A 25469-nucleotide genomic window follows, 5' to 3' on the forward strand; every position below is an offset into this window, starting at 1 on the left:
CGGCAAGTAAGTACCAGGCCCAACTGGGGGAGCAGGGAACGATGGCGGACGCAGCGATAGCCGGGACGGACACCGCGCCGGCCGGGAAACAGCCGAAGAGTGTGCGGGTCGTCCTGCTCGCACTCATGATCGCGATGATGCTCGCGATGCTCGACAACATGATCGTGGGCACCGCGATGCCGACGATCGTGGGCGAGCTGGGCGGTCTGCAGCATCTGTCGTGGGTGGTGACCGCCTACACCCTGGCCACCGCCGCGGCCACGCCGCTGTGGGGCAAGCTCGGCGACATGTACGGGCGCAAGGGCGCCTTCATGACCTCGATCGTGCTCTTCCTGGTCGGCTCCGCGCTCAGCGGCATGGCGCAGGACATGGGCCAGCTGATCGGCTTCCGCGCGGTCCAGGGCCTGGGCGCCGGCGGTCTGATGGTGGGCGTCATGGCCATCATCGGCGACCTGATCCCGCCCCGGGAGCGGGGCAAGTACCAGGGCATGATGGCCGGCGTCATGGCGCTGGCGATGATCGGCGGTCCGCTGGTCGGCGGCACCATCACCGACAACTGGGGCTGGCGCTGGGCCTTCTACATCAACCTGCCGCTCGGCGCGGTGGCGCTCGTCGCGGTCAGCCTCGTCCTGCACCTGCCGAGGAAGCGCTCGCAGGCGCGGGTCGACTACCTCGGCGCCGCCCTGCTCACCCTCGGCATCAGCTCGATCGTCCTCGTCACCACCTGGGGCGGCACCGAGTACGCCTGGACCTCCGCGCGGATCATGGAGCTGATCGCGATCGGCGTGGTCGCGCTGGTCGGGTTCGTGTTCTGGCAGACCAAGGCCGCCGAGCCGATCGTGCCGTTGCACATCTTCCGCAGCCGCAACTTCACCCTGATGTCGCTGATCGGCTTCATCACCGGCTTCGTGATGTTCGGCGCGGTGCTGTTCCTGCCGCTGTACCAGCAGGCGGTGCAGGGCGCCTCCGCGACCAACTCCGGTCTGCTGCTGCTGCCCATGCTGGGCGCGATGCTGGTCGTGTCGATGATCGCGGGCCGGGTCACCACCAACAGCGGCCGCTACAAGATCTTCCCGATCGCCGGCGGCGTCCTGATGGTCGTGGGCCTCTACCTGCTGTCCCTCATGGACACCGACACCACCCGCCTCACCTCCGGCCTCTACATGGCGGTGCTCGGCGCGGGCATGGGCTGTCTGATGCAGATCACCATGCTGGTCGCGCAGAACAGCGTGGAGATGAAGGACATGGGCGTGGCGTCCTCGTCCACCACCCTCTTCCGCACCCTCGGCTCGTCCTTCGGCGTGGCGATCATGGGCGCGCTGTTCAACAACCGGGTCCAGCACGAGATGACCGAGCGGGCCGGCGCGCTGGGCTCCAAGATGACGGAGAAGTCCGCGCAGCTGGACGCCAAGAGCCTGGAGAAGCTGCCGGCCGTGGCCCGCGAGGCCTACCAGCACGCCGTCTCCGCCGGTACGCACTCCGCGTTCCTGCTCGGCTCGGCGATCGGAGTGATCGCGCTGGTCCTGGCGGTCTTCGTCAAGGAGGTCCCGCTCAAGGGCACCGGCCCCGCCCCGGCGAAGCCCCAGGACGGCGACACCGCGGCCCGCGAGGGCCTGGCCGAGACGGTCTGAGCCGCTCCCGCGTCCCTCCCGCCCGAAGGGCCCCCGGCACACCGCCGGGGGCCCTTCGCGCGTCAGCTGTTCTGCTGCTGCGGCAGCATCGGATAGCTGCCCGTGTTCGTCGGGGCGTGCTCCGGGAGCCACAGCACGGCGACCGCGCCCTCGGCCGGCACGCCCTCGGGCGCGCCCGCCGGGCGTACGTTGCGGAAGGTCAGCCGGGCGCCGAGGACGCGGGCCTGACCGGCCGCGATGGTCAGGCCGAGGCCATGGCCGCGCCCGGCCCGGTCCGCGCTGCCGGTGCGGAAACGGCTCGGCCCCTCGGCGAGCAGGGCCTCCGGGAAGCCCGGCCCGTGGTCGCGCACCCGGATCACCCGGCCCTCCACGGTCACCTCGATCGGCGGCCGGCCGTGCCGGGCGGCGTTGGCGAGCAGATTGAACAGCACCCGCTCCAGCCGCCGCGGATCGGTGGTGACCATCGACTCGTGCACCACCCGCACCTGGACGTCCGGGTCCTTGGCCGCCACCCGCCGGGCGACGAACTCGCCGAGCACGAGGTCCTGCAGTTCGGCCCGCTCGGAGGCGCCGTCGAGCCGGGCGACCTCCAGGACGTCCTCCACCAGCGTGCGCATCGCCTTGGCCCGGTCCAGGACCAGCTCCGTGGGCCGGCCCGGCGGCAGCAGCTCGGCGGCGGTCAGCAGCCCGGTCACCGGGGTGCGCAGCTCGTGCGCGATGTCGGCGGTGACCCGCCGCTCCGCCTCCAGCCGCTGCTGCAACGCGTCCGCCATCGCGTCCACCGCCCGCGCCAGATCGTCGGTCTCGTCGCGTACGACGCCGCCGATGGCGTCCCGGACCCGTACGTCCGGCTCGCCCTTGGCGACCTGGTTCGCGGCGGCGGCCGCCTTGCGCAGCCGGCCGGAGAGCTGGCCGCCGATCAGCACCCCGAGGGCGCTGCCGCCGAGGACGGCCGAGATCGAGCCGATCACCAGCGCCCGGTCGAGGTCCCGGAGGATGTTCGCGCTGCGGTCGGTGAACCGCGTGTGCAGGGAGAGCACGTGCCCGCCCTTGATCGGCATGGCCGCCCAGATGTCCGGGGCGCCGCCGGGACGGTCGGTGACGTAGGTGGCCCGCCGGCCCTCCTGGACCTTGCGCTGCAGCTCGGGCGGCAGCAGCGGGTCGTCGATCTTGAAGACGGAGGAGGCCGGGCGCCGGCCCGGCCGCTCGTAGATCGGCTGGGCGAGCGTGAGCCGGGTGTCGGCGAGATCGCGCGCGTTGTCGAGCATCGACACCCGGGCGGCGTCGTGCACGACCAGGCTCAGCGCGATCGCCACCAGCGCGCCCACCAGCGCGATGGCGGCGCTCAGCTTCCAGCGCAGCCCGGTACGGATGCCCGGCCGCCCCGCGCACTTCGGCAGCAGCCGCCGCGTGATCCCCCGCATGGCCGCCCCGCTCAGGCCTTCAGCTTGTAGCCGAAGCCGCGGACCGTCTCGATGCGGTCCTGGCCGATCTTCGTGCGCAGCCGCTGCACATGGACGTCCACGACCCGGGTGTCACCGCCCCAGCCGTAGTCCCACACCCGCTCCAGCAGCTTGTCGCGGGACAGGACGGTGCCCGGCGCGGAGGAGAACTCCAGCAGCAGCCGCATCTCGGTCGGGGTGAGCGCGACCGGCCGGCCGGCCCTTCGCACCTCCATCCCGTCGGTGTCGACCTCCAGATCGCCGAAGGTCAGCACCCCGCCGTCCACCTCGCCGGAGTCCGCGGCGGCCCGCGCGCCGCCCGCGTGCCCGAAGCGGCGCAGCACCGCGCGGATACGGGCCACCAGCACCGCCCCGTCGAACGGCTTGGTCACGTAGTCGTCGGCGCCGGCCTCCAGACCGAGGACGACGTCGATGGAGTCGGCGCGCGCCGACAGCATGATCACCGGGACCGTCGACTCGTCGCGGATGCGGCGGCACAGGCTGACGCCGTCGAGGCCGGGGACCATCACGTCCAGCAGCGCGATGTCGGGACGGTCCGCCCGGAACGCCTCCAGCCCCGACAGCCCGTCGGGCATCGCGGTGACCGCGAAGCCGTCCCGCTCCAGGGCGAGCTGCGTGGCCTCGCGGATGACGTCGTCGTCCTCCACGAACAGGACGTGGGTCTGCTCTGCCATCCCGGTGCTCTCAGTCCTCGTCTGCTTCGAATGGTGCTCACTGTGTGGACGCGTCGGGCGCGCGCCGCGTTCATCCCGCCCCGCGTGCGCCGCGTACGGGCGTACGGGCCGCGGCCCGGCCGGGTACGAGGCCGCAGCCCGTACGAACGTCCTCGGGTCCGAAACGCCGTCCACCAGCACATCGGACCGGGGGCCCCGATCGGTTCACGCCGGTCCACGGCTTCGGCCATCCGGCCGTCCGTCCGGCCGGATCGCGTCACCGGCATTGTCCCGCGGTCAGCTGTCCGGGACGGGTACCGGGGCCGGGGCCTGGGTCGCGGTCGCGCCGCCGACGGCCTTGCTGTACTCGTTGCGGGTGCTGAACGCCTTGGTGAACGCCCGGCCCGACCAGCGGTAGGTGATCACGTCCTCGCCGGACGGATTCGACACCGGGTCGCCCTTCTCGTACACCTGTTTGGTGACCACGAGGTCGCCGCGGTCGATCTCGGCATAGACCGGAGGCTCCTCGGTCGCGAACACGTTCTCGTACCGATCGCCCCGGCCACGGTACACATACGCGCCGATGCCGACCGCGTCTCCGCAGGTCAGCACGTTCACCACGATGTCGTCGGCGGAGCCGCCGGTCAGCTTGCCGTAGGACACGTCGACCGGGTACTCGTCGCCCGAGCACGGCTTGAGACCGTGCTTGACCGTCGCCGAGACCTTCGGGTCGTCCTTGAGCAGCCGGACCGGGTCCACCGCCGGCTGCGGAGTGTCGCTCGCGGCCGGAGCGGCGGAGGCCACCGCGCCCGCCGCCGAGCTGCCGGTGTGGGCGGGGCCCTCGTCACGGGCGCCCGTGCCCCCCGTACCGCAGGCGGACACCAAAAGGCCGAGGGCGGCGAGCACGGACACCGCCGTGAACGCCGCCTGCAAGGTGCCCCGCGCCTCGTCGGACTCCGGTTCGGCACCGGCCTCGCCGGTCAGGCCGCGCAACGCTCCCGCTCCTCACGCTCCAGCGCGCGTGCGTCCAGATCGCGGGCCTCCAGCTCCTCGCGGAGCCGGGCGAGCGCCCGGTGCAGCGTGCTCTTGACCGTACCCGCGGACATGCCGAGGGCCGCGGCCGTCTCCTCCGTGGACATCTGCTCCCAGTGTCGCAGCACGACGACGCTGCGCTGCTTGGGAGCCAGAACTTTCATGATGTCCATCAGCAGCGCGCGGTCGGCGTGCTGCTCGGTGGAGTCGTCGACGCACGCGTCCGGGAGCTGCTCGGTGGGGACCTCCTCCAGCTTCCGGGCCCGCCACCACTCGGTCCGCGTGTTGATCATGACGCGGCGCAGATAGGCGTCCGCGAGGCGCTTGTCGGCGATGCCGTCCCAGCGGCCGTACGTCCGCACCAGCGCCGTCTGCAGCAGGTCCTGCGCGTCGATCGGGTCGGGCACCAGACGGCGCGCGCTGCGCAGCAGCGCGTCCTGCCGGGTGCGCACGTACTCCTCGAACTCGAGCACCTCGCTCTGCGCCATGATCAACCGCCTCCGCTTCCCCGTGTCCCGGCCCGTGTTCCGCCGGATCTCAAGCCGTGCCGCGGACGAGCTGTGGTCGGCAGCCGTCCGGTGCCCGTCGGGCACGCAACTGAAGGTACGGAGGGGTTGTCACGGCGCTGTCCGAAGCAGCCTGCGGTCAGCCCTCGGCTGTGCGTCGGTTGTGTAACGGACGACGTGACGGGGTAGAGGGGCGGCCCTGATTGGCCCTTTTTTGGGGTGATTTGCCCCCTCACGACACGGTGAAACAGCGCGCGTTCCTGTGACACGAAGCCCCCGCGCCGCCCCACCGCCTGTCATCGACCTGTGTGCTGACGGGGTGTCAGGCGTGGGCCGGACCGGCTGGAGCGGGGGTGCGCGAGGGCTTCGTATCGGAAGAGCGGATCAGGGGCGACGATTGGGCCGGTGCGGGCCGGGTCGGTGCGGGTCGGGTCGGTCGGTTCGGTCGGTTCAGGTCAGGGGCAGTCGGTAGAGGCCGCCCGGCAGCGGTTCCACCAGACCGTCGGCGACCAGCCCGTCCAAGGCGCGGGCCCGCTGGACCGGCTCGTGCCACACCCGGTCGAGCACCGTCTGCGGGACCGGCGTGTGGGCCTCCCGCAGCACGGCGAGCAGCTTGCCGCGCACCTGCCGGTCCGTACCGGCGTACGTCTGGCCCCGGCGCGGCGGGCCGTCGTGCTCCGGCTTGCCGGCCAGCCGCCAGGCGCAGTGCCCGGAGATCGGGCACCGGTGGCAGGACTCGTTCTTCGCCGTGCACACCAGCGCGCCCAGTTCCATGGAGGCGGCGGCCCAGCGGGCGGCGGTCCGCTCGTCCTCGGGCAGCAGGGCGCGGGCGAGGCGGCGTTCGGCGGCGGTGGTGGCGTTCGGCGGGTACTGCACACCGGTGACCGCGCGCGCCAGGACGCGCCGGACGTTGGTGTCGAGCACGGCGTGCCGCTGCCCGTAGGCGAAGGAGGCGACCGCGGCGGCCGTGTACTCGCCGATCCCGGGCAGGGCGAGGAGTTGCGCGTGCTCGGTCGGCACGTCGCCGCCGTGCCGTTCCGTTATGGCGACCGCGGCGCCGTGCAGGCGCAGGGCGCGGCGCGGGTATCCGAGCCGGCCCCAGGCGCGGACGGCCTCGCCGGGGGCCTCCTTGGCGAGGTCGGCGGGGCGCGGCCAGCGTTCGAGCCACTGTTCGTAGACGGGCAGCACGCGGTTGACGGGCGTCTGCTGGAGCATGAACTCGCTGACCATCACGCCCCAGGCGCCGGCGTCGGCGCGCCGCCAGGGCAGGTCTCGGGCGTTGCCGTCGAACCAGGTGATGACCTGGGTGTGCAGGGTCTCGCCGAGCGGGACGCCGGGGGCGTCGGCGGGGCCGTCGGTGGCGGGGGCCGGGGCAGTGGGGCTGCTGTGCGGGGGCAGTGTGGGCGCAGTCATGACCCTTCCGATCCTGCCACGTGTCGGCGCGCGGCCGTGTGAGGTGAGGCCGGGCGGTGGGTCGCCCCTGGCGGGGGGCGGGGAGACCGGTGGGTCGCCCTGGGCGGCGGGGGAGGGGCGACGGGTTCCTTCGGCGAGGCGGTGCGGGTGCGGGGGCCGGGCGGGGAGGGGGCGGCGGCGCCCGCTGGGTGGGCGGGGCGGCGAGACCGGTGCAGAGGCCGGCGTACGGGTCGGGCGGGAGAGGCGAGATCCGCGTACGGGTCGGGCGGGGGCACCTGTGTTCGTACGGAGGTGAGAGGCGCCCCCGCGCACGGCGGCGGGCGTTAGGGCCGACGGGGCGCGCGGCGCGGCTGGAGGCGTCGCACCCGCCCGGGCTTCGCCCGGGCTCCGCCCGAGCCTCCGTCCCGGCGGCGACACGCGGCACCGGCCGCGGCACCCGCGCCCGAAGCAGATCCACGGAACTCCCCGCGCACGAAGCCCACTTCACGCGCCCCACGCGACGCGCCGTCACCGACCGTACCGGCGGCGCGAATTCGCTTACGCAGTGCGACCGGCGGGCGGCGCGGCCCACCGGGATCGGCGAGTTGCGGAAGGTTTCCGGAATGATGATCCGGAAAAGTTGTGGTCGGCGCGGCGGGTGGCGCAGGGTAAGTCCTGGATCTCTCGTACAGTTTGGGCCGTGGGATCTCTGCGCAATCCGATCGGGCCGCTTCCCGCCTCCATCTACTGGCGACGGCGGGTGCTTCTGCTGTCCGCGGTCGCCCTGCTGGCCCTGCTGATCGTCTGGATCACCACCTCGGGCGGCGGGGGCGGACACCAGAACAACGGCGGCGGTTCCGACGGCAAGAATCCCAGCCCCTCCACCATCACGCCGGGCCCCTCCGAGTCGGGTCCCGCGATCAGCCAACGCCCCGGCGGACGCGACGAGTCCGGCGGTGGCGGCTCCACCGGATCCGGAAGCGGAACGGGTTCCGGCTCGGGTACGGGCGGTGACGCCGGTACGGGCGGCAGCGGAAACGGTTCCGGAGTCGGCGGCGGCACGGACGACGGCGCCCAGGGCGGCGGCACGGGCGGCGCCGTACTCCCGGCCGGCAGCTCGCTGCCCGACTGCACCACCGGCACGGTCCAGTTGAGCCTGCGCAGCGTGCGCAACTCCTACGGCCCCGGCGAGACGCCCACCTTCGAGCTGGTCGCGAAGAGCACCGCCGGCAAGGACTGCAAGGTGGACCTCGGTCCCAAGTCCGCCGTCCTGACCGTCACTCCGGCCAACAGCAGCGACGACTACTGGTCCTCGGCCGACTGCCCGAAGACCGCCGGGAGCCTGCTGTTCCGGGTGCCGGCGAAGGGCGCGATCACCCACACCGTGCGGTGGGACCGCAAGCCGAGCGCTCCCCAGTGCGCCACGCCCCCGGCGGGCACGGCCGCGCCGGGCACGTATCTGGTGCAGGCGAAGGTCCCGGGCTACGGCAAGCTCCAGACGTCCTTCGTCCTGTCGGCGGACTGACACCCTGTCGGCGGACTGACGTCCTGGCGGCGGACCGACCCCGCCGCCACCGGCCCCGACACCTCGGAAGGCCGGGCACTCACCCGGCTGTGAAGGCCCAGCGCCCCGGGGAGGAACACCCGAAGGCTCGGCGCCCGGAGGCGAAACACCCCGAAGGCTCAGCGCCCCGGAGACTGAGCGTCCCGCCCCGGAGGCTGAGCGTCCCGCCCCGGAACCGCCCCGCAGGGTCAGACGTACCGTTCCAGGATCGACGACTCCGCCAGCCGCGACAGTCCCTCGCGGACGCTGCGCGCCCGCGCCTCGCCGACGCCGTCCACCGTCTGGAGGTCGTCCACGCTGGCGGCGAGCAGCTTCTGCAGGCCGCCGAAGTGCTCGACCAGCCGGTCGATGATCGCGCCGGGCAGCCGCGGCACCTTGGCCAGCAGCCGGAAGCCGCGCGGGGAGACCGCGGAGTCCAGGGTCTCGGGCGAGCCGGTGTAGCCCAGCGCGCGGGCGACGGTGGACACCTCCAGCAGCTCGGCCTGGGAGAGCTTGTCGAGTTCGGCGAGCGCCTCGTCCACCGTGCGGGAGCGCTTGGCGGTGGGCTCGGGGACGTAGTCCCGGACGACGAGTTCCCGCTCGGGCTCCACGCCCGCGATCAACTCGTCCAGCTGGAGGGCGAGGAGACGCCCGTCGGTGCCCAGCTCCACCACGTACTCGGCGATCTCGGTGGCGATGCGGCGCACCATCTCCAGGCGCTGCGCGACCGCCGAGACGTCCCGGACCGTGACCAGGTCCTCGATCTCCAGCGCGGACAGCGTGCCCGCGACCTCGTCCAGGCGGAGCTTGTAGCGCTCCAGGGTGGCCAGGGCCTGGTTGGCGCGGGAGAGGATCGCCGCGGAGTCCTCCAGGACGCGGCGCTGCCCGTCGACGTAGAGGGCGATCAGCCGCATGGACTGGGAGACGGAGACCACCGGGTAGTTGACCTGCTTGCTGACCCGGTCCGCGGTGCGGTGCCGGGTGCCGGTCTCCTCGGTGGGAATCGTCGGGTCCGGCACCAGCTGCACGCCGGCCCGCAGGATCTTCGACAGGTCCGAGGACAGCACGATGCCGCCGTCCAGCTTGCACAGCTCCCGCAGCCGGGTCGCCGTGAACTCGACGTCCAGCACGAAGCCGCCCGTGCACATCGACTCGACCGTCTTGTCGGAGCCCAGCACGATCAGTCCGCCGGTGTTGCCGCGCAGGACCCGCTCCAGTCCGTCCCGCAGGGCGGTGCCGGGCGCCACGGCGCTCAGCGAGGCGCGCATCAGGCCATCGGCGCCGGAACTCCCACCGGACTTTCCGGGAGCTGCTGCCCGGTCGTTGGCTGCCACTGCACTCCTCCGGTCGCGGGTTCTTCAGGCGCTCCCGTTTCGCACACACGGTTCGTACGGACGGGCGAGACCAGGGCAAAGTCTACCGGCGGTCCTCCTGCTCCCGCGGGGCCTCTCGGCGACGGGAGCGGGGCAGCACCCGCAGCGCGTCCCCTATGTCGGCCACTTCCAGCACCTTCATCCCCGCCGGGATCTTCCCCGGGTCGCCCGGCACGAGCGCGTGCGTGAAGCCCAGGCGGTGCGCCTCCGAGAGCCGCCGCTGGACGCCGGTGACCCGTCTGACCTCGCCCGCCAGGCCCACCTCGCCGATCGCGACCAGGTTCTTCGGGAGCGGGGTGTCGCTGGCGGCGGAGGCCAGGGCGAGGGCGACGGCGAGGTCGGCGGCCGGCTCGGACAGCTTCACGCCGCCGACGGTGGCCGAGTAGATGTCCCGCTTGCCGAGCGCGCTGATCCGGCCCCGCTGCTCCAGCACGGCCAGCATCATCGACACCCGGGAGGTCTCCAGGCCCGAGGTGGTGCGGCGCGGGGAGGGGATCTGCGAGTCGACGGTGAGCGCCTGCACCTCGGCGACCAGCGGGCGGCGGCCCTCCAGGGTGACGGTGAGGCAGGTGCCGGGCACCGGCTCGGCGCGCCGGGTCAGGAACAGGCCGCTGGGGTCGGCGAGGCCCGTGATGCCCTCGTCGTGCAGTTCGAAGCAGCCGACCTCGTCCGTCGCGCCGTAACGGTTCTTGACGCCTCGGACCAGGCGCAGCCGCGCGTGCCGGTCGCCCTCGAAGTGCAGCACCACGTCCACCAGGTGCTCCAGCAGCCGGGGGCCGGCGATCGCGCCGTCCTTGGTGACATGGCCCACCAGCAGCGTGGACATGCCGCGCTCCTTGGAGGCGCGGATCAGCGCGCCGGCGACCTCGCGCACCTGCGCCATGCCGCCGGGCGCGCCGTCGATCTCGGGGGAGGCCACCGTCTGCACCGAGTCGAGGATCAGCAGCGAGGGCTTGACCGCGTCCAGATGGCCGAGGACGGCGGCGAGGTCGGTCTCGGCGGCGAGGTAGAGGTGGTCGTCGAGGGCGCCGATGCGGTCGGCGCGCAGCCTGACCTGGCTGGCGGACTCCTCGCCCGTGACGTACAGCGTGCGGTGCTCGTCGTCGGCGGCCTTGGCGGCCACGTCCAGCAGCAGCGTGGACTTGCCGACCCCGGGCTCGCCCGCGAGCAGGACGACCGCGCCGGGGACCAGTCCGCCGCCGAGCACCCGGTCCAGCTCGGGCACGCCGGTGGAGCGGGCGGTGGCCTGCCGGCCGTCGACCTGGCCGATGGGCAGGGCGGAGGTGGTGACCCGGCCGGGCGCGGTGGTGCGGACCGCGGGCGCGCTGCCGTACTCCTCGACCGTGCCCCAGGCCTGGCACTCGGGGCAGCGGCCGAGCCACTTGGCCGTCTGCCAGCCGCACTCGGTGCAGCGGTAGGACGGTCGGTCCTTGGTGGTCTTGGTACGGGCAGCCATGGGGGAAACCGTAGCGGCCGCCACTGACAACGCGTCCCCCCGTATTCGAACGAAATCGAACAGGGGCGTGGTGGGGTCGCGCCCGAGGCGTGGTCGAGCCGTGGCGGAGAGGTCGCGGAATGAACCCATCCGCTTATACGGAAGACGCCGCTCCTCTTTTGAGGGATCGTTTCACCCGTACGGATTAAAAGTGCGCAACGGGGGAGAACGGACGATCCCCGGCCGCCTACGGTCGCACGGGTGATGAGCAGCAGTCCGGAGACCTCGACCCGCACGACCGGTGCGCACCGGGCACACCGCGAGGCGCGCGACCGCGCCGCCGCGCGCACCCTGGCCGAGCACCCGCCCGCCTGCTACGAGCCCCACCTCGACGGCCTGTTCACCTACTGCCTGTCCGTCCTGTGCGACCACGAGGCGGCGACGGCCGCCCTCGGCGAGGCGCTCGCGTGCGCCGAGCGGCGCGGACAGCGCGGCCCGGAGAACGCGCCGGAGCGCAGGGCCTGGCTCTACGCGCTGGCCCGCTGGGCGTGCCTGCGCCGGCTCGCCGCCGCCCGGCAGCAGCGGCAGGCCACGCACGCCGCCGGCCGCCCCGGCGACCACCGCCGCCGCCCGGACCGCACCGCCGCGCCCGTCCCGGAGGAGGTCCAGGAGGTCCGGCGGCGCGAACTGGCCCTGCTGGCCTGGCCGGAGGCCGCCGGCACCACCCCGGAGCAGCGCGAGGCCCTGGAACTCGCCGTCCGCCACCGCCTGACCGCCCACGAGGTCGCCGCCGTCCTCGGCCTCGGCCTGGCCGCCGCCCGCGAACTGCTCGCCTCCGCCGCCTGCGAGGTCGAGCGCACCCGCGCCGCGCTCGCCGTGGTCGAGACGGGCGGCTGCCCGGGCGTGGCGGTGCTCGCCGGCCCCGACGGGTTCGTGCTCAGCACGGCGCTGCGGCGCGAACTCGTCCGGCACGTGGACGACTGTCCGCGCTGCCGCCGTACCGCCGAGCGCGCGGTCCCCGGCCGGTGGCCCGGCGCCTGCGTCACCCCCGCCGAACTGCCCGTGCTCACCGCGCCCCGCGCCGCCCTGCGCACCGCCATGGCGCACCACCCGCGCGCGCGGGGCGCGGCCCCGCGCTTCGACCGGCGCGGCTTCCCGATGGACCCCAAGGACCGCGCCGCCCGCCGGGACCGCCTCCGCGCGCGTGCCGTCACGACGACCGTCGTCGCCACCGTGGTCGCCGCGCCCGTGCTCGCTCTGTGGGCCGCCTACCGGGGCACCGCGACCGGCGAGGGTCCGGGCGGCCCGTCGGCCACCGCGCACGAGGCGGGCGATCCGGGCGCCCTGGCCGGCGCCACCCCGACCGGCGGCTACGTGAACACCGCCGACACCGACACCGACACCGGACCCGGCGGCGGCCCGCGCGCGAGCGGGCGCCCCGCCGTCTCGGTGAGCGTCGCCGGAACCGGCGGAACCGGTCACGCGGACGGCCGCCTCACCGTCGCCGCGGCGAGCACCGGCGACACCACGCTCGTCACCCTCACCGCGTCCGGCCCCGCCGAGGTCCACTGGACGGCGGCCGCCGACGCGCCCTGGCTCTACCTCAGCCGCTCCGCCGGGACGCTGCGGCCGGGGGAGACGGTGACGGTCAAGGTCTACGTCGACCACCTGCGCGAACCGTCCGGCCACTGGAGCGCCCGCGTCATGATCGCGCCCGCCCGCACGGTGGTCACCATCGACGGCTACGGCACCGCCCCGACCCCCTCCGCCACCGCCCCGGCCGACCCTTCCCCGTCGGGCGACCCGCACCCGACCCCGACCGCGACGACGAGCCCCGACCCGTCCCAGTCCCCGCCGACCACCTCGCCCAGCCCCACCCCGCCCCCTACGGACCCGCCCCCGACCACCCCGGACAGCCCGCCCCCGACGACCCCGGAGAACAGCACCGCCCCGAGCCCGTCGAACAGCTAGACGGGATCGGGGCGGGGAGGCGGGCCGGAGTCGGGGCGGGGGAGGCGGGCCGGACCGAAGATCACACGAGCGGGACCGGGCGCAACGCCGCCGGCCGGGACCAGGCCGCCCGGTCCAGGGGCCGCCGGGATCAGGGGCCGCCCGGTCCAGGGCTGCCGGGTCCAGGGCCGCCGGGATCAGGCCGATGCCGCCGGGATCAGGCCGACGCCACAGGGCGGGCCGATGCCACAGGGCGGTCCGATGCCACAAGGGCGGGGCGTCGCCGCAAGGACGGGGTCACGCCGGCGGGGCCGGGTCCGCCGGATGCGGGGCCAGCAGGGGCAGCTGACCGGCCAGCCGCACCTCGCACAGCTCCACCAGACGGTCGTAGCCGGCCTTGCCCATCAGCTCGGTCAGCTCCGCCCGGTACGAGACGTACACCGGGTCGCCCGCACCGTGCGCGGAGGTCGCCGACGTGCACCACCAGTGCAGGTCGTGACCGCCCGGACCCCAGCCCCGGCGGTCGTACTCGCCGATCGACACCTGCAGCACCCGCGTGTCGTCGGGGCGGTCGATCCACTCGAAGGTCCGCCGGATCGGCAGCTGCCAGCACACGTCCGGCTTGGTCTCCAGCGGCTCCCGGCCCTCCCGCAGCGCCAGGATGTGCAGCGAGCAGCCCATGCCGCCCGCGAACCCCGGCCGGTTCTGGAAGATGCACGACCCCTGGAAGGGACGCGTCTGCCGGGAGCCCTCCTCGTCCTCGGACACCCAGCCGTTGCGGGCGCCCTCCGCGTGGTTCTGCCAGATGTCCGGCGTCAGCCTCGCCACGTGCCCGGCGACCCGCTGCTCGTCCTCCTCGTCGGAGAAGTGGGCGCCCAGCGTGCAGCACCCGTCCTCCGCGCGGCCCTCCTGGATGCCCTGGCAGCCGCTGCCGAAGATGCAGTTCCAGCGGGAGGTCAGCCATGTCAGATCGCAGCGGAAGACCTGCTCGTCGTCCGCCGGGTCCGGGAACTCCACCCACGCGCGCGCGAAGTCGAGCCCCTTCTCGTCGGCTTCCGTCACCGAGCCCTTCCTCCCCGGCTTCGCCGCCTTCGCCGGGTCCGCCGATTTATCGGTCTTCGCCTTTTTCGTCTTTGGCACGCGTCCAGGGTAAGTCGCCCGGCCAGCACGCCGGGACCGCCGCGGACCGGGGACCGGCCGGGAGAGGAAACGGGCGATCCGGGCGACCGGGGCGGACGGCGGGCCGGGTGGCAGTAGCGTTCCCTACATGAGACTCGGTGTCCTCGACGTGGGTTCGAACACGGTGCATCTGCTGGTGGTCGACGCGCACCCCGGCGCGCGCCCGCTGCCCGCGCACTCGCACAAGGTGGAACTGCGCCTCGCCCAGCTCCTCGACGCGGACGGCTCCATCGGCGCCGAGGGCGTGGAGCGGCTGATCGCGGTCCTGCGGGACGCCCTCCAGGCCGCCGAGGACAAGGGCGTCGAGGACCTGCTGCCGTTCGCGACCTCCGCCGTGCGCGAGGCGGGCAACGCCGACGACGTCCTCGCGCGCGTGCGCGAGGAGACGGGCGTACGGCTCCAGGTGCTCAGCGGAGCGGAGGAGGCGCGCCTCACCTTCCTCGCCGCCCGCCGCTGGTTCGGCTGGTCGGCGGGCAAGCTGCTGGTCCTGGACATCGGCGGCGGCTCCCTGGAGATCGCCTACGGCATCGACGAGGAACCCGACGCGGCGGTGTCGCTGCCGCTCGGCGCGGGCCGCCTCACCGCGGGCTGGCTGCCCGGCGACCCGCCCGACCCCGAGGACGTCCGCGCCCTGCGGCGGCACGTCCGCACGGAGATCGCGCGCACGGTCGGCGAGTTCAGCCGCTTCGGGGCGCCCGACCACGTGGTCGCCACCTCGAAGACGTTCCGGCAGCTCGCCCGGATCGCCGGGGCGGCGCGGTCCGCCGACGGGCTGTACGTGCAGCGGGAACTGAAGCGGGAGTCGCTGGAGGCGTGGGTGCCGAGGCTCGCCGCGATGACGGCTCAGGAGCGGGCGGAGCTGCCCGGCGTCTCCGACGGCCGCGCCACCCAGCTGCTCGCCGGGGCGCTGGTCGCCGAGGGGGCGATGGATCTGTTCGGGGTGGAACGGCTGGAGATCTGCCCGTGGGCGCTGCGGGAGGGTGTGATCCTGCGGCGGCTGGATCACATGGGTTCGGCGTAGGGATGTCTCGGGGTGCGCCCGGGGGTTTTCGGGGGGCGCCTAAGGGGTGGGGGGCTTCTCTCGGCTTGGCGGGTGCGGGTGCGTCGTGGTCACCCGCGCAGTTCCCCGCGCCCCTTCGTGTGCGGGGCTGCGCCCCGCCCCTCCGCGCCCCGGCCGCCCCCCACATGACGAACCCCACAACCACCCCGAGCCGCCCCGCAGGGGCACACCGCACCCCGTAACCTGTCCCCCATGGCAGAGCCAGTCGTGCGCGTCCCGGATGCGAAGGTCGCCCTGTCGACGGCTTCCGTCTATCCGGAGTCGACGGCGACGGCCTTCGAGATCGCCGCGCGCCTCGGTTACGACGGCGTCGAGGTCATGGTGTGGACGGACCCGGTCAGCCAGGACATCGAAGCGCTGCGCAGACTCAGCGACTACCACGGGATACCCATCCTCGCCGTGCACGCGCCCTGTCTGCTGATCACGCAGCGGGTGTGGTCCACCGACCCCTGGGTCAAGCTCCAGCGGGCCCGCGCGGCGGCCGAGAAGCTCGGCGCGAGCACCGTCGTCGTCCACCCGCCCTTCCGCTGGCAGCGCCAGTACGCCCGGGACTTCGTGACCGGAATCTGGCGGATGGCGAACGAGACGGATGTGCGGTTCGCCGTCGAGAACATGTACCCCTGGCGCTACCGCGACCGCGAGATGCTCGCCTACGCCCCCGACTGGGACGTCACCAGGGACGACTACCGGCACTTCACGATCGACCTCAGCCACGCGGCGACCGCCCGTACCGACGCGCTGAAGATGGTGGACCGGATGGGCGACCGCCTCGGCCACGTCCACCTCGCCGACGGCAAGGGCTCCGCCAAGGACGAGCACCTGGTGCCCGGGCGCGGCAACCAGCCCTGCGCCGAACTGCTGGAACGTCTCGCCGGCTCCGGCTTCGACGGCCACGTCGTGATCGAGGTCAACACCCGTCGCGCCATGTCGAGCGCGGAGCGCGAGGCCGACCTCGCCGAGGCGCTGGCGTTCACCCGCCTCCACCTGGCGTCCTCGGTCCGCGTACCCCGCCACTGACCGTGCGCCGACCGCGGCGCGGGCGTGCGGCACGCGAGACACCCGTCCCGCATTCCGGACACCCCGTCCCGAACCCTGGATGACCGGCGTACGCTCGACCGAGTCAGAACTCTGCCACGATGCCACGGCCGACAACCGGCCGACACCGGCCGCCACCCGGCCGGTCCGGCAGAACTGCCCGGCAGAACTCTCCGAAGGAGCGAGCGACGATGCCCGAGCTGAGGTCCCGCACAGTCACCCACGGCCGCAACATGGCGGGCGCCCGCGCCCTTATGCGTGCCTCCGGTGTACCCGGTGCGGACATCGGCCGGAAGCCGATCATCGCCATCGCCAACAGCTTCACCGAGTTCGTCCCCGGCCACACCCACCTCGCGCCGGTCGGCCGGATCGTCAGCGAGGCGGTCCGCGAGGCGGGCGGCATCCCGCGCGAGTTCAACACCATCGCCGTGGACGACGGCATCGCGATGGGCCACGGCGGCATGCTCTACTCGCTGCCCTCGCGCGACCTGATCGCCGACAGCGTCGAATACATGGTCGAGGCGCACTGCGCCGACGCCCTGGTCTGCATCTCCAACTGCGACAAGATCACCCCGGGCATGCTGATGGCCGCGCTGCGCCTCAACATCCCGACGGTCTTCGTCTCCGGCGGCCCCATGGAAGCCGGCCGCGCCACCCTGGTCGACGGCACCGTCCGCACCCTGGACCTGATCGACGCCATCGCCGACGCCGCCAACGACAAGATCTCCGACGAGGACATCCTCCGTATCGAGGAGAACGCCTGTCCGACCTGCGGCAGCTGTTCCGGCATGTTCACCGCCAACTCGATGAACTGCCTCACCGAGGCCATCGGCCTCTCCCTGCCCGGCAACGGCTCGGTCCTCGCCACCCACACCGCCCGCCGCGCCCTGTACGAGGACGCGGCCCGCACGGTCATGGACATCACCCGCCGCTACTACGAGCAGGACGACGAGACGGTCCTGCCCCGCCACATCGCCACCTTCCAGGCGTTCGAGAACGCGATGGCCCTCGACATCGCGATGGGCGGCTCCACCAACACGATCCTGCACCTGCTGGCCGCCGCCCAGGAGGCGGGCGTCCCCTTCGGCCTGGAAGAGATCGACGCCGTCTCGCGCCGCGTGCCCTGCCTGGCCAAGGTCGCCCCGAACGTCGCCAAGGACCGCACGTACTACATGGAGGACGTGCACCGCGCCGGCGGCATCCCCGCCCTCCTCGGCGAACTGCACCGGGCCGGCCTGCTCAACGAGGACGTGCACGCCGTGCACAGCCCCTCCCTGGCCGACTGGCTCAAGACCTGGGACGTGCGCGGCGGCTCCCCCTCGCCCGAGGCGGTCGAGCTGTGGCACGCGGCCCCCGGCTGCGTCCGCTCCGCCGAGGCGTTCTCCCAGTCCGAGCGCTGGGAGGCCCTGGACACCGACGCCGAGGGCGGCTGCATCCGCTCCCTGGAGCACGCCTACTCCAAGGACGGCGGCCTCGCGGTCCTCAAGGGCAACCTCGCCGTCGACGGCTGCGTGGTGAAGACGGCCGGCGTGGACGAGTCGATCTGGACCTTCGAGGGCCCGGCCGTCGTCTGCGAGTCGCAGGAGGAGGCCGTCCAGAAGATCCTGACCCAGCAGATCAAGGAGGGCGACGTCGTCGTCATCCGCTACGAGGGCCCCAAGGGCGGCCCCGGCATGCAGGAGATGCTCTACCCGACCTCGTACCTGAAGGGCCGGGGCCTGGGCAAGAAGTGCGCCCTGATCACCGACGGCCGCTTCTCCGGCGGCACCTCGGGCCTGTCCATCGGCCACGCCTCCCCGGAGGCGGCCTCCGGCGGCGCCATCGCGCTCGTCGAGGACGGCGACCGCATCCGCATCGACATCCCGAACCGCACCATCGAACTCCTGGTGGACGAGACGGAGCTGGCCCGCCGCGAGCAGGCCCTGAACGGCGCGTACGCCCCGAAGAACCGCGACCGCAAGGTCACCGCCGCCCTGCGCGCCTACGCCGCGATGGCCACCAGCGCGGACAAGGGCGCCGTCCGCGACGTCTCGCGCCTCGGCTGACCCGCACGGTCTCGCGCCTCGGCTGACCCGCACGACACCCCGAGGGGCCGCCCCACCCGGGAGCGGCCCCTCGCCACGTCCCCGGCCGGGCACCGCCCTCACCGGCCGGCGAGGGCAGCCCCCCAGCCGGGGCCCGCGCCACCGCCCCCACGCCCGCCGCCGAGCAACCACCTGAACGCCCGGTGGCCACCCCACCACCGGCGATCGCCCGGCCGCCGGAAGCCCGCGCCCCGCGCCCCCCGCCCGCAGCTCGGCCCACAAGCCGCTCGGCCCACAAGCCGCCCGGCCCGCAGCCCGCCCCACGCAAGCCGCCCCGCCCGCAGCCCGCCTTACAAGCCGCCCGGCCACGCAAGCCGCCCCGCCCGGAGGGCCCCCTCACCACCCCGTCGGCTGCTCCCCGTCGACGGCGAACACCGTGCCGTCCGGCGCGCCCGCGTACACCCGGCCGCCCGCGAGCACCGGCGCGGCCAGCGTGCCCGCCAGGCCGCCGAGCCGGGGCGGGGTCTGCCCCACCAGCCGGCCCGTCCGCGCGTCCACGGCGAGCAGCCGCCCGTCCGCCGCGCTGACGTACACGTGCCGGGCGTCCGAGACCGGTGCCGAGCCGCGGCTCACGGCCGTCTCCACCTCCCACAGCTGCCGGCCCGCCGCCATGTCGACGGCCTCCAGGGTGCCGCCGGCCGCCAGCAGCCGGACCACGCCGTCCCGCACCTGCGCCTGCGCCTCCGGCCGGGGCACGGGCAGCGTCACCCGCCGCACCGCCTTGCTGCCCGGCGTGTACCGGACGACCGCCCGCGCGTCCCCGTACACCGGGTCCAGGCCGAGGAAGTACACCGAACCGCCCTCGGCGCCCACCGGCCGCAGCGAGCCCTTCAGCCGGGCCTCCCAGCGCACGGCCCCGGTGCCGGGCACCACCGCCACCACCCGCGTCCACGCCCCGTCGGCGGACGTGCTCGTCGCATAGGCCAGCGGGTCCCCGGGGAACGAGACGAACGACGGCGCGGTGTACCCGGGCACCGGACCGCTCCAGCGGGTGCGGCCCGAGGCGCTGTCCACACCGGTGACCGTCCCGTCCGCGCCGACGAGCAGCAGCGTGTCGCCCGCGAAGGCCCACCCGCCCTGCGCGGGCGCCTGCCGCAGCGCGCGCGTCCGGCCCATGGCGGGGTCGAGCGCGGCCAGCTGCCGGCCGTCCGCCGTGGGCACGTACACCAGTCCTCCCGAGAGGACCGGCGCGCCCGCACCCGTCTGCGCGACGGACCGCCGCCACCGCACCGCGCCGTCGGCCGGGGACAGGGCGTAGACCTCCCCGGACTGCGCGCAGAACAGCGCGCCCGCGCCGTACGAGCACTGCGGCGCCGCCTGCTTCCCGGCCACCGGCCGCACCGCCCACGCGTCGAACGCGGCCGCGCTGGTGCCCGCACTCGCGCTCACGGGCGCGGTGCCGTCGTCCGCGAACCACTGGAGCGAGGCGAACGTGCCGGCCGCGATCAGCCCGAGCGCCCCCGCCGCCGCGGCCGTCCGCCCGCGCGTCCGCCCGCCGAAGACGCGCCGCCTGCGCCGGCCGCCGTCCGCGCCCGCCCCCGCGTCCATGCGCTCCGCGTCCGGGCCGGACTCCGCGTCCGAGCCGGATCCCGCGGCGCCGTCCCTGCCGCCCGCGTCCTCCGCCCACCGGTCCGGTACGAACGCCTGCGTGTCGTACGAGGCCGCCGTGCTGCGCAGCTCGCGCATCAGCTCGTCGGGCGTCGGCCGGTCCTCGGGCTCCTTGGCCAGGCAGCGCAGCACCAGCGGGGCGAGATCCTCCGGTACCCCGGTCAGATCCGGTTCGTCGTGCACCACCTGATACGCGACGATGTACGGGCTGTCCGAGTCGAACGGCCCGCGCCCCGTCGCCGCGTGCACCAGCACGGACCCCAGCGCGAACACGTCCGCCGCCGGCCCCACCTCACGCGGCCGCCGGAACTGCTCGGGCGCCATGAACGGCGGCGTGCCGATCAACTTCCCCGTCTCGGTGCGCAGTTCGCTGTCCTTCGGCCGGGAGATGCCGAAGTCGATCACCTTCGGCCCGTCCTCGGCGAGCAGCACATTGCTCGGCTTGAGATCCCGGTGGACCACACCCACCCGGTGGATGTCCCGCAGCGCCTCGGCGAGCCCCGCCATCAGCCGCCGCACCTGCGCCGGAGACAGCGGACCGTGCCGCTTCACCTGCTCGGCCAGCGTCGGCCCCGGAATGAACAGCGTGGCCATCCACGGCCGTGCGGCCTCCGGATCGGCGTCGACGACCGACGCCGTGAACGCCCCGCTCACCCGGCGGGCGGCGGCCACTTCCTGCCGGAACCGCCCCCGGAACTCGGGGTCCTTGGCGAACTCGGCGTGCACCACCTTCACCGCGAGCTTCAGCCCCGAAGTGCTGCGGGCCAGATGCACCACGCCCATCCCGCCCGAGCCGAGACACGACTCGAGACGGTAGTGACCGGCGTACTCCGGAACGTCCGCCTCCGTGCCCGCTCCGGTGCTGCGCTGTGGCGTCATGGTCCACCCCCGTGCTGTTCCGCCGCGCGCGCGACGCACGGAGCCTAGTCGATGGCTCGGACAGGACCGAGGCGGCTTGCTAGCGTTCCCGTACGAATCACGCACAGACGTTCAAGGCGTGGTTCGCCGCAGTTCACAGGACCCCCACGGCAGCAGGCCCGGGGGACGACGGGGGAGGAACACATGTCTGTCGAACACACCGAAAGAGCCGAGGACGACGAGACGCGCGCCGCCACGGCCGGTCTCGCGGCGGCGACCGTCCGCTACTACGCGGTCGCCCCCGGCGTCCGCCTCAACGTCCGCAGCGGCCCCGGCACCGGCTACGCCCTGGTCCGCGTCCTGAACGAGGGCGCCCAGGTGCCGATCTACTGCCAGAGCCCCGGCACCACCGTCACCGGCCCCTACGGCACCTCGAACATCTGGGACAACATCGCGAGCGGCCAGTACGTCTCCGACGCCTACGTCCACACCGGCAGCGACGGCTACGTAGCCGCCCGCTGCTCCTAGTAGGGCCTCTCGTCCGGGCCGAGCCCGGCACCGCCCGGCACAGCCCGGCACGGCCCGGACGAGAGACCCCGATCCCACCCCGGGCCCGCGGCCGCCCCGCGCCATAATCGTCCCGTGAGCGACGACAACGGCACCCCGGAAGCGGCCGCGGCCCCCACCGGCGGCCCCCGGCCCGAACCCCTGCGCTTCTTCGGCACCACCTGGGTCGGCCACGACCACGGCTACGCCCTCCGCCGCGCCGGCGTCGCCGCCGGCTCGCTGCTCGCCGCCGCTGCCGCCTGCCTCGTCCTGCGCTTCGCCTACGAGGGCCTTCAGATCGCCGATTCGGGCGCCTTCGTCTCCCTCCTCGTCGTCGTGATGTTCGCCGTGTGCAGCGCGCTCGCCTTCCGCCACACCTGGGACGCCTTCACCAAGCGCCCCGACCCCGACCGCCAGGCCTCCCTGCGCGGCCTGCTCGCCATCGGCTTCGTCGGCTCCCTGCTCGCCTACTTCTTCCGCTCCCTCACCGAGGCCCCCGGCGAGAAACTCCACCGCCGGGAGTACGAGGAGGCCCGCGAGCAGTACGCCCGCCGCACCACCCGCCGCTCCGGCAACCCCTCCAAGAAGCGCCGCCGCACCTGATTCCGGGCCCCGGTCCAAGTCCTCCGGTAAAACACCCCCCGTCCGGCGGCCCGCCGACCGATCATGGCTGTATGACCGCATCCCCCTCGCCCGCCCCGGACTCCGCCGCCGCGCACCAGGCCCGCGCCCACTCCTTCAACGCGGCCGCCGCCGCGTACGCCGCCCACCGCCCCTCCTACCCGCCCGCCCTCTTCGACGCGGTCGAGGAACTCACCGGCCGCCCCCTCGCCGGCGCCCGCGTCGCCGACGTCGGGGCCGGCACCGGCATCTCCACCGCCCTCCTGCACGACCGCGGCGCCCGCGTCCTGGCGGTCGAACCCGGCGACGGCATGGCCGCCCAGTTCCGCCGCGGCCACCCCGCCCTCCCCCTCGTCCGCGGCAGCGGCGACGCCCTGCCCCTCGCCGACGCCTCCCTCGACCTCCTCACCTACGCCCAGGCCTGGCACTGGACCGACCCCGCCCGCTCGGTCCCCGAGGCGCTGCGCGTGCTGCGCCCCGGCGGCGCGCTCGCCCTGTGGTGGAACACCGACGCCCTCGACGTCGACTGGATCGCGGAGGCGAGCCGCCGCGTGGGCCGCTACTTCGACGTCGACAAGCCGGCCGAGGTGCAGCGCGCCGCCCGCACCGAGCGCGCCGACCCCTCCGGACGGCTCGACTTCGCCCGCCGCCAGGTGCGCTGGAGCCGCCGCGTCCCCCTCGACGCCCACCTCGCCAACATCGCCAGCCACTCGTTCTTCCTGGTCTGTCCGGAGGACCAGCGGACCGCGTTCCTCACCGAGGAGCGCGAGCACCTGCTGAAGCACTTCCCCGACGGCGTCGTCGAGGAGATCTACGACGTCTTCCTCCTCGTCGCCGTCATACCCTGACCCGCCGCCCCCGGGACACGGCGGTGGCGCGTTCCGCCAGCCGGACAAGCCGCCGCCCACCGCACCGCCGGTGCGAGGATGAGCCCCATGAGCCAGAAAGTCGCAGTCCTCGGCACCGGCAAGATCGGCGAAGCCCTGCTCAGCGGAATGATCGGCGCCGGCTGGGCCGCCTCCGATCTCCTGGTCACCGCCCGCCGCCCCGAGCGGGCCGAAGAACTCCGCGCCCGCTACGGCGTCACCCCGGTCACCAACCCGGAGGCCGCGAAGAACGCCGACACCCTGATCCTCACGGTCAAGCCCCAGGACATGGGCACGCTCCTCGACGAACTCGCCCCGCACATCCCCGCCGACCGCCTGGTCATCAGCGGCGCGGCGGGCATCCCGACCGCGTTCTTCGAGGAGCGCCTGGCTCCCGGCACCCCGGTCGTCCGCGTCATGACGAACACGCCCGCCCTCGTGGACGAGGCGATGTCCGTCATCTCCGCCGGCACCCACGCCACGCCCGCGCACCTCGCCCACGCCGAGGAGATCTTCGGCGCGGTCGGCAAGACGCTGCGCGTCCCCGAGTCCCAGCAGGACGCCTGCACCGCCCTGTCCGGCTCGGGCCCGGCCTACTTCTTCTACCTGGTCGAGGCCATGACCGACGCCGGCATCCTGCTCGGCCTGCCCCGCGACAAGGCCCACGAACTGATCGTCCAGTCCGCCATCGGCGCCGCCGTCATGCTCCGCGACAGCGGCGAGCACCCCGTCAAGCTCCGCGAGAACGTCACCTCGCCGGCCGGCACGACGATCAGCGCCATCCGCGAGCTGGAGAACCACGGCGTGCGGGCCGCGCTCATCGCCGCGCTGGAGGCCGCCCGCGACCGCAGCCGCGAACTGGCCTCCGGCAACAACTGACCCACCGGACCGGGGCGGCGGGACAGCGCCCATCGCCGGCCCACGACGGCGGCGCGGCACAGCGCACACCGCCGACCCACCACGGCGGGCGGCAGGGGCGGCGCACACCGCCCACTGCCGACCCACGACCGGGGCGGCGGGCAGCGCACACCGCCCGCCGCCCGCCGCCCCCGTCAGGCGGGCAGCAGCCCGATCGCCCGGTACGCCGCGTCGACCGTCGGCCGCGCCCTCTCCCGCGCCCGCCGAGCGCCCGCCCGCAGCACCTCCTCCACATACCCGGGGTCCGCGCACAGTTCCCGGTGCCGCTCCCGCACCGGCCTGAGCACGTCGACCACCGCCTCCGCGGCGTCCTTCTTCAAAGCGCCGTACGAGTGGTAGGAACCGGCCAGCTCCGCCGGGTCCCCGCCCTCGCAGGCGGCCAGGATCTCCAGCAGGTTCGCGACTCCCGGCCGCTCCTGCGGGTCGTAGACGACGTCCTGCCCGCTGTCGGTCACCGCCCGCATGACCTTCTTGCGCGTCACCTCCGGCTCGTCCAGCAGATAGACGATGCCGGGACCGGAGTCGTCGGACTTCCCCATCTTCGACGCCGGGTCCTGGAGGTTCATCACCCGCGCCGCCACCGCGGGCGAAGTCGCCTTCGGCACCGTGAAGGTGTGCCCGTAGCGGTGGTTGAACCGCACGGCCAGATCCCGCGCCAGCTCCACATGCTGCGTCTGGTCGTCCCCGACCGGCACCTCGTCCGTCCCGTACGCCAGGATGTCCGCCGCCATCAGCACCGGATACGTCAGCAGCGACAGCCGTACGCTGCCGCCGCGCGCCTGTTCCCGCGCGGCCTTCTCCTTGTACTGGATCATCCGCCGCATCTCGCCGTCGGTGGCCACGCACTCCAGCAGATAGGACAGCCGCGCGTGCTCGTCCACATGGCTCTGCACGAACACCGTGCACCGTTCCGGATCGAGGCCCGCCGCCAGCAGCAGCGTCGCCGCCTGCCGGCTGAGCCGCCGCACCCGCGCCGGGTCGTGGTCCACGGTGAGCGCGTGCAGGTCCACGACGCAGAACAGGGCGTCCGCCCGGTGCTGGTCCACCTCGGCCCACCGCCGCATGGCGCCCAGGTAGTTCCCGAGCGTCAGGTGCCCGGTCGGCTTGATCCCGCTGAAGACCCGTGTCATCTCCACTCCATCTCCTGGTCGAGACCGCCGGCCTCGACCGGCCGGCCCCCGGGAGCCCTGGAGGGGGAAACGAGAACGGCCGCCGAGGCGGCGGCCGTTGGTTGCGTACGTGAGCGCGGCCGCCGTCAGGCGGGCCACCACTGCTGGTTGTACGTACGCGTCGTCATGCCGACGAGAGTACGCCCGCCGAGCCGGTCCCGCAGCGAGTTGACACACCCCGCCTCCGTCCGTACTGTTCTCCGAGTTGTCCGACGTGAGAGCCCGACTCCGGTCGGTCCCCGGGCAGCCACTCCGCAAGTACTCAAGCCTTTCGACGACAGTCGTGCATTACGTCTGCCGTCGTGTTCATTGGCGCGTGTATTCACGGAATGAGGAATCCGCGTTCGCGAGAACGCAGCCCCGATTCGCTCGGGGACACGGAATCCGCTAAAGTCTCACTCGTCGGAACGGCCCAACGGGCCGGGAAGACACAGCAATAACATCCGGCTCCGCCGGGTGGCGCTGACTCGGGATCAGGTCGAGAAAAGATCTGATAGAGTCGGAACCGGCGGAAAGGGAAACGCGGAAGCGGGAACCTGGAAAGCAC

General features: G+C 73.8%; 20 protein-coding genes. 10 read left to right on the forward strand and 10 right to left on the reverse strand.

The window, feature by feature from the left end:
• Positions 1–41: 41 nt before the first annotated feature.
• Positions 42–1631, forward strand: coding sequence for an MDR family MFS transporter (locus K7787_RS22675; RefSeq protein ID WP_009189907.1), 1590 nt, complete (start codon positions 42–44; stop codon positions 1629–1631).
• Between the two features lie 62 nt (positions 1632–1693).
• Here K7787_RS22675 and cseC read toward each other — a convergent pair whose 3' ends face one another.
• The 5 genes from cseC to K7787_RS22700 form a co-directional block, all read right to left on the reverse strand.
• Positions 1694–3055 carry a two-component system sensor histidine kinase CseC gene (gene cseC, locus K7787_RS22680; RefSeq protein WP_009189908.1) on the reverse strand — a complete coding sequence of 454 codons (1362 nt, stop codon included), beginning with the start codon at positions 3053–3055 and terminating at the stop codon, positions 1694–1696.
• Between the two features lie 11 nt (positions 3056–3066).
• On the reverse strand, positions 3067–3768 hold the full coding sequence (cseB, locus tag K7787_RS22685; RefSeq protein WP_009189909.1) for a two-component system response regulator CseB: 702 nt from the start codon (positions 3766–3768) through the stop codon (positions 3067–3069).
• 276 nt (positions 3769–4044) lie between these two features.
• Complete coding sequence (locus tag K7787_RS22690; protein WP_019982503.1) at positions 4045–4740, reverse strand: hypothetical protein; 696 nt, start codon at positions 4738–4740, stop codon at positions 4045–4047.
• Positions 4728–5267: a SigE family RNA polymerase sigma factor gene (locus tag K7787_RS22695; RefSeq protein WP_019982502.1), complete on the reverse strand. Its 540-nt coding sequence runs from the start codon at positions 5265–5267 to the stop codon at positions 4728–4730. Before K7787_RS22695 ends, K7787_RS22690 begins: the two co-directional genes overlap by 13 nt.
• Positions 5268–5735: 468 nt before the next feature.
• A complete protein-coding gene (locus tag K7787_RS22700) occupies positions 5736–6698 on the reverse strand; it encodes an iron-sulfur binding domain-containing protein (RefSeq protein WP_043261128.1) in 963 nt (320 codons plus the stop codon).
• A 679-nt stretch (positions 6699–7377) separates the two neighbouring features.
• Between K7787_RS22700 and K7787_RS22705 the strand changes: the two genes are divergently transcribed.
• On the forward strand, positions 7378–8202 hold the full coding sequence (locus tag K7787_RS22705) for a hypothetical protein (RefSeq protein ID WP_223002733.1): 825 nt from the start codon (positions 7378–7380) through the stop codon (positions 8200–8202).
• A gap of 227 nt (positions 8203–8429) precedes the next feature.
• On the opposite strand, the gene disA is transcribed toward K7787_RS22705, so the two are convergent.
• On the reverse strand, positions 8430–9554 hold the full coding sequence (gene disA, locus K7787_RS22710; protein WP_009189914.1) for a DNA integrity scanning diadenylate cyclase DisA: 1125 nt from the start codon (positions 9552–9554) through the stop codon (positions 8430–8432).
• An 82-nt stretch (positions 9555–9636) separates the two neighbouring features.
• Positions 9637–11049, reverse strand: coding sequence for a DNA repair protein RadA (radA, locus tag K7787_RS22715; protein ID WP_009189915.1), 1413 nt, complete (start codon positions 11047–11049; stop codon positions 9637–9639).
• A gap of 243 nt (positions 11050–11292) precedes the next feature.
• Between radA and K7787_RS22720 the strand changes: the two genes are divergently transcribed.
• A complete protein-coding gene (locus tag K7787_RS22720) occupies positions 11293–12999 on the forward strand; it encodes a BACON domain-containing protein (RefSeq protein ID WP_223002734.1) in 1707 nt (568 codons plus the stop codon).
• 276 nt (positions 13000–13275) lie between these two features.
• On the opposite strand, the gene K7787_RS22725 is transcribed toward K7787_RS22720, so the two are convergent.
• A complete protein-coding gene (locus K7787_RS22725) occupies positions 13276–14118 on the reverse strand; it encodes a DUF3109 family protein (RefSeq protein ID WP_372456678.1) in 843 nt (280 codons plus the stop codon).
• A gap of 127 nt (positions 14119–14245) precedes the next feature.
• On the opposite strand from K7787_RS22725, the gene K7787_RS22730 reads away from it, so the two are divergent.
• From K7787_RS22730 to ilvD, 3 genes are all read left to right on the forward strand, one after another.
• Positions 14246–15178 carry a Ppx/GppA family phosphatase gene (locus K7787_RS22730; protein WP_169439788.1) on the forward strand — a complete coding sequence of 311 codons (933 nt, stop codon included), beginning with the start codon at positions 14246–14248 and terminating at the stop codon, positions 15176–15178.
• Between the two features lie 231 nt (positions 15179–15409).
• Positions 15410–16234, forward strand: a complete 825-nt coding sequence (locus K7787_RS22735) for a sugar phosphate isomerase/epimerase family protein (RefSeq protein ID WP_009189919.1) — start codon at positions 15410–15412, stop codon at positions 16232–16234.
• A 209-nt stretch (positions 16235–16443) separates the two neighbouring features.
• Positions 16444–18297 carry a dihydroxy-acid dehydratase gene (gene ilvD / locus K7787_RS22740; protein ID WP_223002735.1) on the forward strand — a complete coding sequence of 618 codons (1854 nt, stop codon included), beginning with the start codon at positions 16444–16446 and terminating at the stop codon, positions 18295–18297.
• Between the two features lie 375 nt (positions 18298–18672).
• On the opposite strand, the gene K7787_RS22745 is transcribed toward ilvD, so the two are convergent.
• The gene (locus K7787_RS22745) at positions 18673–20823 is read right to left on the reverse strand and encodes a serine/threonine-protein kinase (RefSeq protein WP_223002736.1); all 2151 of its coding nucleotides are present in this window, start codon (positions 20821–20823) and stop codon (positions 18673–18675) included.
• A gap of 183 nt (positions 20824–21006) precedes the next feature.
• Between K7787_RS22745 and K7787_RS22750 the strand changes: the two genes are divergently transcribed.
• From K7787_RS22750 to proC, 4 genes are all read left to right on the forward strand, one after another.
• Entirely contained in the window at positions 21007–21330 is a 324-nt protein-coding gene (locus K7787_RS22750; RefSeq protein WP_009189922.1) for an SH3 domain-containing protein, read from the forward strand.
• A gap of 114 nt (positions 21331–21444) precedes the next feature.
• The gene (locus K7787_RS22755) at positions 21445–21951 is read left to right on the forward strand and encodes a hypothetical protein (protein WP_009189923.1); all 507 of its coding nucleotides are present in this window, start codon (positions 21445–21447) and stop codon (positions 21949–21951) included.
• A 71-nt stretch (positions 21952–22022) separates the two neighbouring features.
• On the forward strand, positions 22023–22817 hold the full coding sequence (locus K7787_RS22760; protein ID WP_223002737.1) for a class I SAM-dependent methyltransferase: 795 nt from the start codon (positions 22023–22025) through the stop codon (positions 22815–22817).
• Positions 22818–22904: 87 nt separating this feature from the next.
• Positions 22905–23714, forward strand: a complete 810-nt coding sequence (gene proC / locus K7787_RS22765; RefSeq protein ID WP_019982489.1) for a pyrroline-5-carboxylate reductase — start codon at positions 22905–22907, stop codon at positions 23712–23714.
• A gap of 173 nt (positions 23715–23887) precedes the next feature.
• On the opposite strand, the gene trpS is transcribed toward proC, so the two are convergent.
• Positions 23888–24883, reverse strand: coding sequence for a tryptophan--tRNA ligase (trpS, locus tag K7787_RS22770; protein WP_223002738.1), 996 nt, complete (start codon positions 24881–24883; stop codon positions 23888–23890).
• Positions 24884–25469: the final 586 nt, after the last annotated feature.

Origin of the sequence: Streptomyces sennicomposti (assembly GCF_019890635.1) — a bacterium.
Taxonomy (GTDB): domain Bacteria; phylum Actinomycetota; class Actinomycetes; order Streptomycetales; family Streptomycetaceae; genus Streptomyces; species Streptomyces sennicomposti.

Coding starts and splice junctions, on each gene's coding strand:
- cseB (WP_009189909.1), bottom strand. CDS start 3,768: ATGGCAGAGCAGACCCACGTCCTGTTCGTGGAGGACGACGACGTCATC.
- K7787_RS22730 (WP_169439788.1), top strand. CDS start 14,246: ATGAGACTCGGTGTCCTCGACGTGGGTTCGAACACGGTGCATCTGCTG.
- proC (WP_019982489.1), top strand. CDS start 22,905: ATGAGCCAGAAAGTCGCAGTCCTCGGCACCGGCAAGATCGGCGAAGCC.
- K7787_RS22675 (WP_009189907.1), top strand. CDS start 42: ATGGCGGACGCAGCGATAGCCGGGACGGACACCGCGCCGGCCGGGAAA.
- K7787_RS22735 (WP_009189919.1), top strand. CDS start 15,410: ATGGCAGAGCCAGTCGTGCGCGTCCCGGATGCGAAGGTCGCCCTGTCG.
- trpS (WP_223002738.1), bottom strand. CDS start 24,883: ATGACACGGGTCTTCAGCGGGATCAAGCCGACCGGGCACCTGACGCTC.
- K7787_RS22760 (WP_223002737.1), top strand. CDS start 22,023: ATGACCGCATCCCCCTCGCCCGCCCCGGACTCCGCCGCCGCGCACCAG.
- radA (WP_009189915.1), bottom strand. CDS start 11,049: ATGGCTGCCCGTACCAAGACCACCAAGGACCGACCGTCCTACCGCTGC.
- K7787_RS22695 (WP_019982502.1), bottom strand. CDS start 5,267: ATGGCGCAGAGCGAGGTGCTCGAGTTCGAGGAGTACGTGCGCACCCGG.
- K7787_RS22750 (WP_009189922.1), top strand. CDS start 21,007: ATGTCTGTCGAACACACCGAAAGAGCCGAGGACGACGAGACGCGCGCC.
- K7787_RS22745 (WP_223002736.1), bottom strand. CDS start 20,823: ATGACGCCACAGCGCAGCACCGGAGCGGGCACGGAGGCGGACGTTCCG.
- ilvD (WP_223002735.1), top strand. CDS start 16,444: ATGCCCGAGCTGAGGTCCCGCACAGTCACCCACGGCCGCAACATGGCG.
- cseC (WP_009189908.1), bottom strand. CDS start 3,055: ATGCGGGGGATCACGCGGCGGCTGCTGCCGAAGTGCGCGGGGCGGCCG.
- K7787_RS22700 (WP_043261128.1), bottom strand. CDS start 6,698: ATGACTGCGCCCACACTGCCCCCGCACAGCAGCCCCACTGCCCCGGCC.
- K7787_RS22720 (WP_223002734.1), top strand. CDS start 11,293: ATGAGCAGCAGTCCGGAGACCTCGACCCGCACGACCGGTGCGCACCGG.